This window comes from Nocardiopsis sp. NRRL B-16309, from assembly GCF_001279585.1.
Taxonomy (GTDB): Bacteria; Actinomycetota; Actinomycetes; order Streptosporangiales; family Streptosporangiaceae; genus Nocardiopsis.
In genome coordinates this window covers 270,338-282,183 of the sequence record NZ_LGEC01000080.1, presented here as the reverse complement: position 1 = coordinate 282,183, position 11,846 = coordinate 270,338, and the positions used below count along the sequence as shown (strand labels likewise).

Sequence of the window (11,846 nt, the reverse complement as noted above, 5' to 3'; positions counted from 1 at the left end):
CAAGGTCTACTGCGCGGTGGTGCTGGACGTGTGCTCGCGGCGTGTGGTCGGGTGGGCGATCGATTCCTCGCCCACGGCGGCGTTGACCACGAACGCGCTCGCACGGCAGGTGGCCGCCCTCCTGGCCGCTGGGGAGGGGGACCGGTGAGACCCGGAGAGGACTTCTGGAAGCGCCTCGATGCGGCACAGGAGTTGGGCGCCCGGATGCGCGCCCAGGACCGGTTGCGGCGCCTACGGTCCGGGAAGACCGTGCCGCGCACAGCCGACGAGGCCGCACAGTGGTGCGCGGACGTCGACGACCCGGCGCCGACCCTGCGCAGGATCACCCACGACACCAGACCGAAGATGGGGAAGGTCGTGGCCACCCCCGGGCCGCACGAGGGCGAACGGGTGTGGTGGGTCGACGGGGTGACCTACACGGCCGACCCCGACGTCATCCGGATGTTGGCGCGCAAGCGAACCGTGGTCGAGGACGCCCCGGACGGCATCCCCGCGGAGTACACGGCCCGCGTCGAGGCAGAGCAGCGGCGCCGGGCCGAACGGGAAGCACGCCGCGCGGATAGGCGCCCAGGAGCCACCTCCCATTGACCAGCCGTGGCATTTCCGCAGGTCAGAAGGTAGACCAATCCGGGCGTTCAGAGTGGTCTACCTTCGCCGCGTGCTATGTCCACTTATCGGACGGTTCTGACCTCCGATGACGGCAGCTGCGAGTGGGTGCTCGCGCGGGCCTCCAGCCTCTTCCGCGTAAGTGTGGCCACATCCGGCCATGCCGCACCCGCGCGCCCCTGAGGTCTTGGCTGATCGGCCATGGTGCGGCACACTGTCCTCGCCTATTTACCTTTGACACGAGGAGTTTCCGCCATGCTGTGGAAGAAGAAGGCCGCCGCGGCGGTAGCCGTCGCCTCCGTCGCACTCGGGCTGAGCCTGGCCACCGCCACACCCGCCGCCGCCGCGACCGGTACGTGGGTGCGGTACGGCAACACGAACCCGATCACCTCCAGCTCCAGCACCTGGCGCTGCGACGGCAGTGAGAGCGTTGGCACCAACCTGGTCGCACAGGTGTGCGCGATCAGATCGCCGAGTGGGGCGAGCGTGCAGGGGGCGGTGATCGTGCGGAACAACGGCAGATACAGCCAGTACGTCCCTGCACGGGTGGCCCTGAATAGCTCATATGCCGCCAATTGGGGCAACTGGGACTGTGGCACGGGAACCGTCCTGTTGAACTCGTGGTCGGTGTGCTTCGGGTCGACCATCGAAGTCGCTGAAAGCGTGTTTGCCTGGGGCTACGCCAATAGCTATTCCCTCGAGGGCTCACCGAGGGTCTGAGTAGCCGGAGCCGGAGAAGCCCGACATGGGGGTGTTCGGAGACGGCGAGTAACCCGACCACGATGACGGCCCCGCCCGAGCCGGGCGGGGCCGTTCGTGGGTGCGGCGACGCCGTACTCACGTCATGCCGTAGACACGGCACGGACCCGGGCGAGGAGGGCCGCTACAGCGGTTGGCGGTGGACCCCCGTGTTTGATCACGGAACGGTCACGGAACCGGTGGCGTAGGTACGTCATGCCGTAGGCACGTCACGCCCCGGTTGTGTATCAACTTCTGTATTAACCCCCGATAGCACCCTTTTAGAGCTCATCTCATTTGGATTCTCGGTAACCTGGCCGCGTGTCGATGGTTGAACGCCTTGTGCCGGATGAGCTGTGGGAACTGTTCCAGCGGGTGGTGCCCGAACCGCCCACCCGACCCCAGGGTGGCGGTAGGCGCAGACACGGCGATCGTGAGGTGCTGGCCGCGATCATCTTCGTGTCCACCTCCGGCTGTACCTGGGCGCAGCTCCCGCCGGTGTTCGGCCCGTCCGGGCCCACTGCGCACCGCCGCTTCACCGAGTGGACCCGCGCCCGGGTCTGGGCCAAGCTGCACCGGCTGGTCCTGGACGAACTCGGTGCTCGCGGTGAGCTGGACTGGTCACGGTGCGCCATCGACTCGGTCAACATGCGCGCCCTCAAAGGGGGGACCTGACAGGTCCGACCGGCCTCAAAATCGCTTCCATCCTGAGTTTTGTCATCGCCGGTCTATTCACGCTCAGCCTGCTCTTTCAGATCCTTATCGCGGCGATGACCCCGGATCTCGCTGATACCGGCCAACTCACCTATGCGGAATGCGTTGAGATGCTCAACGAGCCGGACAGCATTCTGGTGATGTCCGACTGCAGGGCCCTCGACGACCCCGACACCTCCGGACCAATCATCCAACGAGCCGTATCACTGGCGCTGTTCGTCGGCCTGGGGGTCACGTTCTTCGTCATCCGCAAGGTCAGGCGCCGAGCAGCGCTGGCCGACCCGATCCTGCAGAACGAGGCCGCGGCGAGGATCGAAAGGTGGGGGTTCGATCCGCTCACGACGCAGGGCCCGTCGTACGCATGGCACGAATCGCAGGGTTTCAACGGCTATGCCGACCGCATCGAACACATGGTGCGGACAGGCCCCTCTCAGCGCCCACAGCCCTCGCAGCTCATCCAGCTCCAGGTGCCGACTCCCCGTCCGCCTTCTGGCAGGCTTCCCGCCGAAGTCAACAATGTCCTGGCCTCGTTCCAGCAGGAGAACGAGAGCCTTTCCCGCTGACAACGAAGAGGTGGCGCCACACTGCGGGTGTCATTTCCACCGTGCACAGAGCAACCCCCATGGCGGCCGGCTTCGCGCACAAGATCACCGCCAGCCCCGCACAGCCCCTGTTCGAGGACGGGTGCTCCGGACCGGAATCGCTCCGTGATGGCTCCGGTGTTTCGGAACCAGGTAGGCCCCGGTGGTCTTGCACGGCCTCCGGCAGCCCCACGACGCCGGGGCAGAAAATAACAAACAAGCACATAACGGAACGAATCCCCCGCATTCACGTGGACTTTTGATCCGCGGGTTCAGGGCTCGATCCCCTGGACCACCCCTCCATTCTCAAGGTTTTCTCGTGTCCGGCACCTCGAAAGTGCTCCTGGTGTGCTCTTTGGTACAAGGCGAGTGCAACCCCACCTCGCGATGAGTTCGGCCGGCGCCGAAGGTCAGAGCGGGTGACCATGCCAGGCACACGGCGAACGGAGCCCCATGTCCTCGCTCACCGGCACACTCGTCATCAGCCTTCCCATCGCCGACCGGTGGCGCGCGATGGTGTTCAACCGCGAGGCCTTCGGCTTGGAACCCATGGGCGAACCGGCCGAAGACGGTGTTCCTGAACCGCTCCAGTTCCAGATCAACGACCAGGCACTGCTGATGCTCGTCCCCACAGGAGGGTTCGGCTGGGTCCTCGGTGACGACCGCGAGGTCGCACCGTCCGGGTCCAACGAGTGCCTGCTGAGCATGGCGGTCACCACCCAGAGCGACGTCGCCGACGTGATCGAACGCGCCCCAGGCACGCCGGGGGAGAGGTCGTCACCGAGCCCGAGCGGCACCCGTGGGGTTACTCGGGGGTCTGCGGCGACCTTGACGGCCATCTCTGGCAGATCATCGTCCAACCGTCGGCCGCTCCCTGAGCGGGACCGGCTCTGGACCCGCCCGAGGCATTCCAGCAGTGGCGCAACGACGACCCCCACATGACGAAGCAGACCAGGGCGCCCGCCACCGCGATCCGCACGGAGGAGGACCCGGCCAGGTCGGCGGCCCAAGAGGTCGAACCACCTCCGAGCGGCGGCCATCTCCCAAGAGCGTTCCCGCGACCTGATCCGAACCCGAATCACCGAACTCGACGCATGAACGAGGTCCCACAGATGAGCATCCCGACAGAGTCCTGGCACAAGTCCAGCCACAGCAACGAGGCCGGGACCTGTGTAGAGGTCTCGGAAGGGGCCGTCACCGGCGTCCGGGATAGCCAGAACCCCCACCTGCCCTCCCTGGAGTTTCCCGCCTCGGCCTGGACCGGCTTCCTCTCGGGGATCGGCTCTCTTCGTGTCCTCACGCGCCGTCGCCGAACGCCGCCTCGTGGTCGCGTGCGTACTGGATCCGGTCGTTGCCCACGCCCTGCGGCACCATCGGCCACACCATGGCGTCGGCGCTGACGACGAAGTCGATCAGGACCGGCCGGTCGCTGATCCCGAGTGCCGTCTCGATCGCCGCGTCGATCTCGGATTCGTCCTCCACCCGCAGAGCCGCGCACCCGTACGCCTCGGCCAGACGGACGAAGTCGGGGATGCGGGCGGTGTCCCGCCCGGAACCGAGGTCGCTGTTCGAGTAGCGCCGATCGTAGAACAGGTTCTGCCACTGCCGGATCATCCCCAGCGACGAGTTGTTGATGACGGCGACCTTGATCGGGATGTCGTTCAGGGCGCACGTCGCCAGTTCCTGGTTGGTCATCTGGAACGAGCCGTCCCCGTCGATCGCCCACACGACCCGGTCGGGTGCGGCGACTTTCGCGCCCATGGCCGCGGGGATCGAGTAGCCCATCGTTCCGGCTCCACCGGAGTTGAGCCAGGCGCGCGGGCGCTCGAAGCCGATGAACTGGGCGGCCCACATCTGGTGCTGCCCGACACCGGCCGTGTAGATCGCGTCCGGGCCGGTCAGCAGGCCGATCCGTTGGATCACGTGCTGAGGCGCGATACGCCCGTCGCTCGTCGGCGAGAAGCCCAGCGGATACCCCTGCCGGAGCCCTTCGATGAACGACCACCACGCGCGGAGGTCCGCTCGCGCGTCCTCCCCGAGCGAACGAAGTGTTCGGCTCAGCTCGGGGAGTGCGGTGCGCGCGTCGGCCACGAGGGGCACGTGCGCGTGCCGGAGCTTGGAGATCTCCGCCGCGTCGATATCGATGTGCACGACGCGCGCGTCCGGTGCGAACAGTGCCCGGTCCCCGGTAACACGCTCGTCGAATCGCGCCCCGATCGCCACGAGGAGGTCGGACCGCTGCATGGCGAGCACCGCCGGCACGGTTCCGTGCATGCCCGGCATCCCGAGATTGAGCGGGTGTGAGTCCGGCAGGATTCCACGGGCCATGAGCGTCGTGACGACCGGCGCTCCGACCAGATCGGCGAGTTCGCGCAGTTCGGCCGCTGCCCCGGCCTGCACCGTTCCGCCGCCCACGTAGAGCACCGGCCGGTGAGCCCGCGCGATCTCGTCGGCGGCACGACGGATCTGCGACCGGCTCACCTTGGCTGTGGAGACGGCGGGCGATTCGTGGCCCTCCGGCGGCCAGACGAAGGGGGCCGTGCCCTGTTGGGCGTCCTTCGTGATGTCCACGAGCACCGGCCCCGGCCTGCCGTCCAAGGCAAGCCTGTAGGCCTCGGCGATGACGCCGGGGATCTCCGACGCCTCCGTCACGAGGTAGGAGTGCTTGGTGATGGGCACCGTGATGCCCACGATGTCGGCTTCCTGGAAGGCATCCGTTCCCAGCGCCGCGGACGGCACCTGCCCGGTGATCGCCAACAGGGGCACCGAGTCGAAGCGGGCGTCCATGATCGCCGTGACCAGGTTCGTGGCGCCCGGCCCGCTCGTGGCCATCGCCACACCGACCCGGCCGGTGGCGGCGGCGTAGCCCTCGGCGGCATGTCCAGCGCCCTGTTCGTGGCGGACTAGGACGTGCCTGATGCGGGACGAGTCCATGAGCGTGTCGTAGGTGGGAAGGATCGCGCCACCCGGAATGCCGAAGACGTCCGTCACCCCGAGCATTTCGAGTGAGCGTACGATCGCCTCGGCGCCGGTCGACTCGGGTTCGGTCCGGGTATCAGTGGGTCGCTTCGCCACGGTTCTGGCCGCCGTGGACAGGCGACCGGCCGTGGTGGGCGGGAGGGGTGCGGGCGTGGACGGGCTGTGTGCCGCAGGCACCGATGAGAGGGACAAGAGGACACTCCTCGACGCGTTGGATCACGCACCGCGGCCCTGCCCACGACAAGGGAGGGCGGCTGCGATGCGAGGGGGACGGTCGCCGGGCTCAGAGTGATCCAGATAGGAACTGCCCACACCGTGGTCGCACTGCCGCGGCGGATGGCTCGCGGCGTCCGGGCGACCCGGCTGCGCCGGATACGGCCGGGCGGTCCCAGGGATCGGTACCGCCAAGGCTCCGAGCCAGCGTAGCCCACGCGGTCACGGACCGGGAAGCGGTTATGAAGGTTCGCATCCCTTCTGCCACTACTGGTGGCCTGGTCCCGCGGAAGGCGCCCAGTCTTCCGATCCTGTTCAGGCGGGCAGGTTCGGCTCCTGGTCAGGCCGGGCCGGTGGTGCCCGTGACGAGGACCAGCAGCGGCAGGGCGAGGTTGTTGACCGCGTGGACGGCCACCGCGGGCCAGACCGAGCCGCTGCGGCGCATCACCTCGGCGGCGATGACGCCCACGACGAACGCCGCGGGCAGGATGATGTTGATCCCGTGGAAGAGGGCGAAGACCGCTGAGCCGCCGAGGACTCCGACCATGGGGCCGTAGCGCAGCAGGGCGTTGGTGATGACGCCGCGGAAGAGGAACTCCTCCCCGATGGGGGTCAGCACGGCCAGGAAGAGAGCGGTCAGTGCCAGAGCCGGCGCGCCGCCGCCAGCCGCGTCGTAGTACATGCCCTGCGGGTTGCTGTCGAAGCCGGTCAGCGCGGTGATGCCGAGGATCAGCGCACCCTTGGCCGCGAGCGCGACCACTCCCCAGGCCGCGCCGATCATCATCCAGCGCCACGTGGTGCGCCGGATCCCGAAGGCACCGAGCGAGCGCACGCGCAGCACCGCGGCGGCGGCGAAGCCGACGAGCCCGGCGACGCCGGACCAGGCGGCCACGACGAGCCCGAGGACCACCGGGTCCAGGTCCAGGGGGCCGCGCGGGCCGAAGAACACGAGGGCGGCCGCGGTGGCCGTCAGCGCGAGCAGGCCGACCACGATCTCGGGCCAGCCCGGACGTACCGGGGACGTGGCACCGGCCGTGGCCGCAGGACGGGGGTCGGCGGAGTGGTCTGTCGGCATGGCGGCGGGCTCCCTGTTCTCTCGGTCTCCGATGTCCCGGTTCCGAGTACAGCCGTCGGCGCGCCCGTCCGGCAGTGGCGCCGCGTCACGACCGCGCCATGACGCATCGACGGGTGAAGAGGTGACGCGGCGTCACTGGTGGCCCCTTGGAGCCGGGTGAATACTGGGACCGACCCGCCGTCCCATCCCGGAGAGGCCCGTATGACGTCCGAGAACGCGGGGACGGCGCCGGAACTCCTGCGCGCCGTCAGCCGCTCGATCGTGACCGCTTCGCTCTCCGTCGTCGGGGCGCTGCTCGTGTCGATCGACGCGCGGACCTGGCAGGAGGCGGCCCTCCTCGCCCTGGGTCTGGTGGCGGCTCTGGTGGCCGTCTCACGGCGGGGGTCGGTCCGCGGCTCCCGCGTCCTGCTCCCCTGCCTGGCCGTCACCGCGGGCGTGTGGTTCGCCGGTGTCGTGCTGGCGGACCTGGGGACGGCCTCCTTCGGCCTCGGGGTGACGGGCACGCTCGCCGTCCTCGACCTGCCGCGACACCGCCGCGCCGCGGCCCTGGGGTTGTCCGCCCTGTTCTGCGCGGGGCCCGTGGTGAAGCTGTTCCAGGGGCAGGAGGACGTTCTCGGCGTGCTGCTCCGGTACGTCCTCGTCTCCGCCTGCATCGCCGCGGCCGCGGTCGTCCTGACCTTCCTCGACCGGGTGGTCGGCGACCTCGTCACGCGGTTGGAGGCGTCCCGCGAACGCGAGGCGGAGCTGGCCGTGGCGCGGGAGCGCGTGCGGTTCGCCGGGGACCTGCACGACATCCAGGGGCACACGCTCCATGTCGTGAAACTCAAGGCCGCCCTGGCCGAACGGCTGGTGCGCGCGGACGCCGACCGGGCCGAGGAGGAGCTCCGCGAGATCCACGCCCTGGTCGGGGACACCATCACCCGGACGAGGGAGCTCGCCTACGCGCAGCGGCGCCTCAACCTCTCCGCGGAACTGGAGAACGCCAAGAACCTCTTCGAGGCCGCGGGCATCGACGTGCGCGTCGACCGCGAGGCCGAGGCCGACACCCGCACGAGCGAGATGCTCGGCCAGGTCCTGCGGGAGACGACGACCAACGTCCTGCGGCACGCACAGGCGGAGCGGGTCCGGATCACCCTGACGGAGACGGGCATCAGCATCGTCAACGACGGCGCGGCGGCGACGGTACCGCCGGACCTGGCCGGGCTCGCCGCGCTCAGGGAACGGGTGGAGGGCGCCGGCGGCGAGCTGACCGCGGAGCAGGACGAGGGCCGCTTCGTGACCGCCGCGTCGTTCCCGCGCCTCGCCCCCCGGCCCACCGGGCAGGAACAGAACGTGGAGGACGACCGATGACCACCGTGGTGCTCGCCGACGACGAGGCCCTGCTCCGCAAGGCGATGGCGGCCCTGCTTCCCCTCGAAGGGGACGTCACCGTGCTGGCCGAGGCCGAGGACGGCGAGTCGGCCGTCGAGGCCACGCTCCGGCACCGGCCCGACGTGCTCGTCATCGACCTGGAGATGCCCGGCCTGGACGGCCTCGGCGCCGTGGCGCGGATCCGCGACGCCCTGCCCGAGCAGGTGATCCTCATGCTGACCAGGCACGCGAGGCCCGGTGTGCTCCGCAGGGCGCTCAAGCTCGGCGTGCAGGGCTTCGTGAGCAAGGCCGCCGAACCGGCGCACATCGCGTCGGTCATCACGACCCTGCGCGCGGGGCGCCGGTGGGTCGATCCGGACGTGTCCGCGCTCGCGGTCATCGACGACAATCCGCTCACCGACCGGGAGGTCGACGTGCTGCGGGCGACGGGTGAGGGCTACTCGGCCGCCGACATCGCCGCCCGGCTGCACCTGGCGGAGGGCACGGTGCGCAACTACCTCTCGAACGCCATGCAGAAGACCCAGACGCGGACCCGGCACGAGGCGGCGCGGTACGCGCGGGAGCACGACTGGCTGTAGCCGACGGATCGGCGATCGGCCTCGCGCCCCTGGGGCGAGGGGCGGGGCCCGGGCCGCGCCGGAGCCCGGGAACGCGAGGGCGTGCTCAGGCCAGCGGGCGCAGGAGGAGTTCGCCCGCCAGCATCACGGCTTCGCGCTGGGTGCGTCCCCCGTGGTCCGCGGCGATGAAGTGGCGGCCGATCGCGAGCCCGAAGGCCAGCGTGCACCGGGCCTCCACCTCGTCGGGGTCGTCGACGAACGACCGGAACGTCGTCCGGAGGAACTCCATCCGGACGTTGTCGACGCGCCGGAGCCGTGCGGCGACCTCCGGGTCCTGGCGGGCCCACTCGCGAACGGCGATGTCGATCCGGTGCAGGTCGTCGGAGAACGTCAGCTCGCCGACGCGCCGGAACCTCTCGGCCGGGTCCCCTCCCTCGGACTCGACCCGGGCGAGGACGTCGTTGGTGCTGCGGGCCTCCCAGGCGTCGAGCATCTCCCTCAGCAGTGCCGCGCGGCCGTCGAAGTAGCCGTAGAAGCCGCCCTTGGTGACGCCGAGGTCGGCGGCCAGGACCTCGACGCGCACGGCGTCGGGACCGCCCCTGGCCAGGGCGTCCAGACCCGCGTCGATCCAGCGGCCGCGTGGGGTACGGGCGGTCGGAGGCACGTGCTCACCTGTTCCTCGGGGTCCCGGTCTGTCGTGTCGATGATGTGTACGGTACCGTACAGAAACAATATACGGCTCCGTATAGAACGAGAGGTCGAAGCATGGCACGCCTCGCGAAGACCGCCCACACCGAGCACCCCTGGCTCATCCGCCGACTGGCGCCCGACTTCGAGGTCGAGGACGTGTGGGCCTACCGCACGCCCGGGGCCGGGCCCGACGACTTCCCCGTGATGCTGGAAGCGATGCGCGGGATCGACTGGGTCCCGCGGCAGGCGGGTCTGGCCAGGCTCCTGTTCGCCGTCCGGTGGAGACTCGGCGCGCTCCTGGGCTGGGACGACCCGAAGGCGGGAACGGGCGCGCGCGTCGCCTCCCTCCGCGACCGCCTGCCCGACGACCTGCGCGACGCCTTCCCGGGCCACGACAGCGACGACATGCCCTTGAAGGCGGTCTACGAGACCGCGACGGAGTCCGCCCGCGAACTCGCGAACAGGACCGTGCACACTGTCATGCACCTGGGATGGGTGCGGGGCGCGAACGGCGACCACGAGCTGAGGATGGCCGTCCTCGTCAAGCCGAACGGCTGGTTCGGGCGGCTCTACATGGCCGCGATCGCACCGTTCCGCTACCTCGTCGTCTATCCGGCGCTGACCCGGCAGTGGGAGCACGCCTGGCTCCACCGCGACGGCTCGCCGACGGCACAGGGCGGTGCGAACCGGTGACGCGCCCGGGCGTGCGCCTGCTGCGCTGGGCGAGCGGCATCATGATCGTGCTCGGCGCGGGGCACCTGTCGTTGCTGGCCGTCTTCTCCTGGACCGACATCGCGGGCTGGGCGGGCCGGGGCGTGTGGGCGGCCGTCCCGCTCGACCTGGCCGGAGCGGAGGTGACCGCGGCGGCCCTGCGGAACGCGCTGACGTTCTGGGCGGGGCCGGGCAGTTTCGCCGTCCCGCTGATCCTGCTCGGCTGTCTGACCTGGCACCTCGCCGGGCGCGGCGTGTCCGTGCCCGCGTGGCTCGGCTGGGGCCTCGCGGTGTGGTGCCTCGTCGGCGGTGTCCTGCTCGTGCCGTCCCCCTACTTCGTGGGCGCCATCGCCGGTGTGCTCGTCGTCCTGGCGAAGCGGAGACAGGACCGCGCGGACCGGGAGGGCCGGAAGGGCCGGGCGGACCGCACGGACCGCACGGACCGGGCGACCACGGCTCCGGCTACGTTCGACCGATGAACGGATTCGCGACGAACGAAGACCTGTCGGACGCGGTGCGCGAGGCGCTGGGGTCCGCCTACCGGATCACCGGCGTCGAGCGGCTCGACGGGGACTTCCCCGAACGGGAGGTGATGCTGGGCATCGCCGAGCACAACCTGGGGCGGGCGCTGGCCCTCCTGCCCTGAGTCCTGTGTCCGGACCGGACGCCACCACCCGCGCCCGTGCCCGCGAGTCCGGACCGGTGTGTCGAAGAGCCCCGGTCCGTGTGCCGGACCGGTATGCCCCACGCCTGCCAAGTCCCGATCAAGACCCCGGACATATTGGTGCAAAAGGAGAATCGCGCAGGTCGGACGGGGGATAACGCGGGCGACCGCGAGCAGCGGTCGGCACGGACGGCCACGCACGGCCCTTCGGGATCTCGGGAGGAAGCATGAGTACGGGAGAACACAGGCCAGATCCCGGCGATCCGCGCTCGGGAACCCGGGAAGAGCACCCCGCACCGCCCCCGCCCCGGCCCCACGCGGAGGGGCGGCCGCCGACGGAAGCGGACGTGCCCCACCAGGAACGGCGCGGACCCGGACGGCACGAGGCGACCGCCGGCCAGGAGGGAGAGGCGGTGCCAGTCGCGCCGCCCTCTGCCGCCGCCGCCTACCGGTCCGAGCCCGGCGACGTCAATGTCGTGTGGCGCAGGGCCGCGCAGTACATCATCGACACGGTGGTCACCGGGATCGCCGTCGCCATCGTCATCAGCCTCGCCTTCGCGGTGTTCGTCCCACTGGGGATCGCGCCCGGCCAGGACGGCGCGCTCGCGCCATGGGCGGCGGTGCTCGCCAACACGGTGTTCGCGGTTCTGGCCATCGCCCTCTTCCTGGCCTACTGGGCGCTCGTTCCGGCCATGAGTGTGAAGGGACAGACGCCCGGCATGATGCTGATGGGGATCAGGATCATCCGCGGTGACGGCAGCCCGGTGTCGGGGGCACGGCACCTCGTCCGTGTTCTGATGTTCATCGTCGACGGCCTGCTCTACGGCCTGGTGGGGCTGGTGGTCATCCTGGCCTCCGACCGGAACCAGCGGGTGGGCGACATGGTGGCGGACACGCTCGTAGTGCGCACCCGCGACTGAGCCGACGTGCGCGCGCAGGCACGGGCC

The 11,846-nt window shown here is 70.2% G+C and carries 14 protein-coding genes and 1 pseudogene; 12 read left to right on the top strand and 3 right to left on the bottom strand.

What is annotated here, in order from left to right; genetic code table 11:
- Positions 1–144 precede the first annotated feature (144 nt).
- The 6 genes and pseudogenes from ADL05_RS17885 (at position 145) to ADL05_RS32475 (ending at position 4,039) form a co-directional block, all read left to right on the top strand.
- Entirely contained in the window at positions 145–588 is a 444-nt protein-coding gene (locus ADL05_RS17885; protein ID WP_156365892.1) for a hypothetical protein, read from the top strand.
- Positions 589–861: 273 nt separating this feature from the next.
- A complete protein-coding gene (locus ADL05_RS30620; protein WP_156365891.1) occupies positions 862–1,326 on the top strand; it encodes a hypothetical protein in 465 nt (154 codons plus the stop codon).
- A 339-nt stretch (positions 1,327–1,665) separates the two neighbouring features.
- Positions 1,666–2,013: pseudogene (locus tag ADL05_RS17875) on the top strand (transposase); the annotation flags it as partial.
- The gene (locus tag ADL05_RS32480) at positions 1,971–2,621 is read left to right on the top strand and encodes a hypothetical protein (RefSeq protein ID WP_156365890.1); all 651 of its coding nucleotides are present in this window, start codon (positions 1,971–1,973) and stop codon (positions 2,619–2,621) included. The pseudogene ADL05_RS17875 and the gene ADL05_RS32480, both read left to right, overlap by 43 nt.
- Positions 2,622–3,092: 471 nt before the next feature.
- Positions 3,093–3,581: a VOC family protein gene (locus tag ADL05_RS17865; RefSeq protein WP_231640796.1), complete on the top strand. Its 489-nt coding sequence runs from the start codon at positions 3,093–3,095 to the stop codon at positions 3,579–3,581.
- The gene (locus tag ADL05_RS32475; RefSeq protein ID WP_369800958.1) at positions 3,578–4,039 is read left to right on the top strand and encodes a DUF397 domain-containing protein; all 462 of its coding nucleotides are present in this window, start codon (positions 3,578–3,580) and stop codon (positions 4,037–4,039) included. Before ADL05_RS17865 ends, ADL05_RS32475 begins: the two co-directional genes overlap by 4 nt.
- Here ADL05_RS32475 and ADL05_RS17860 read toward each other — a convergent pair.
- Positions 3,936–5,795, bottom strand: a complete 1,860-nt coding sequence (locus tag ADL05_RS17860; protein ID WP_369800957.1) for an acetolactate synthase large subunit — start codon at positions 5,793–5,795, stop codon at positions 3,936–3,938. The genes ADL05_RS32475 and ADL05_RS17860 overlap by 104 nt on opposite strands.
- A gap of 376 nt (positions 5,796–6,171) precedes the next feature.
- Positions 6,172–6,906, bottom strand: a complete 735-nt coding sequence (locus tag ADL05_RS17855) for a CPBP family intramembrane glutamic endopeptidase (RefSeq protein ID WP_053618097.1) — start codon at positions 6,904–6,906, stop codon at positions 6,172–6,174.
- 201 nt (positions 6,907–7,107) lie between these two features.
- Here ADL05_RS17855 and ADL05_RS17850 point away from each other — a divergent pair, with 201 nt between their 5' ends.
- Positions 7,108–8,256 carry a sensor histidine kinase gene (locus tag ADL05_RS17850; protein ID WP_053618096.1) on the top strand — a complete coding sequence of 383 codons (1,149 nt, stop codon included), beginning with the start codon at positions 7,108–7,110 and terminating at the stop codon, positions 8,254–8,256.
- On the top strand, positions 8,253–8,855 hold the full coding sequence (locus ADL05_RS17845; RefSeq protein ID WP_053618095.1) for a DNA-binding response regulator: 603 nt from the start codon (positions 8,253–8,255) through the stop codon (positions 8,853–8,855). The genes ADL05_RS17850 and ADL05_RS17845 overlap by 4 nt, the downstream gene beginning before the upstream one ends.
- Before the next feature lie 85 nt (positions 8,856–8,940).
- On the opposite strand, the gene ADL05_RS17840 is transcribed toward ADL05_RS17845, so the two are convergent.
- Positions 8,941–9,498, bottom strand: coding sequence for a TetR/AcrR family transcriptional regulator (locus ADL05_RS17840; protein ID WP_053618094.1), 558 nt, complete (start codon positions 9,496–9,498; stop codon positions 8,941–8,943).
- Positions 9,499–9,599: 101 nt separating this feature from the next.
- Between ADL05_RS17840 and ADL05_RS17835 the strand changes: the two genes are divergently transcribed.
- From ADL05_RS17835 to ADL05_RS17825, 4 genes are all read left to right on the top strand, one after another.
- The gene (locus tag ADL05_RS17835; RefSeq protein WP_053618093.1) at positions 9,600–10,217 is read left to right on the top strand and encodes a DUF2867 domain-containing protein; all 618 of its coding nucleotides are present in this window, start codon (positions 9,600–9,602) and stop codon (positions 10,215–10,217) included.
- Positions 10,214–10,714 (top strand): DUF6463 family protein, encoded by a 501-nt coding sequence (locus ADL05_RS17830; RefSeq protein ID WP_197285838.1) that lies wholly within the window; start codon positions 10,214–10,216, stop codon positions 10,712–10,714. The genes ADL05_RS17835 and ADL05_RS17830 overlap by 4 nt, the downstream gene beginning before the upstream one ends.
- On the top strand, positions 10,711–10,881 hold the full coding sequence (locus ADL05_RS30615; protein WP_156365889.1) for a hypothetical protein: 171 nt from the start codon (positions 10,711–10,713) through the stop codon (positions 10,879–10,881). Before ADL05_RS17830 ends, ADL05_RS30615 begins: the two co-directional genes overlap by 4 nt.
- 431 nt (positions 10,882–11,312) lie before the next feature.
- Positions 11,313–11,819, top strand: coding sequence for an RDD family protein (locus tag ADL05_RS17825; RefSeq protein ID WP_197285837.1), 507 nt, complete (start codon positions 11,313–11,315; stop codon positions 11,817–11,819).
- Positions 11,820–11,846: the final 27 nt, after the last annotated feature.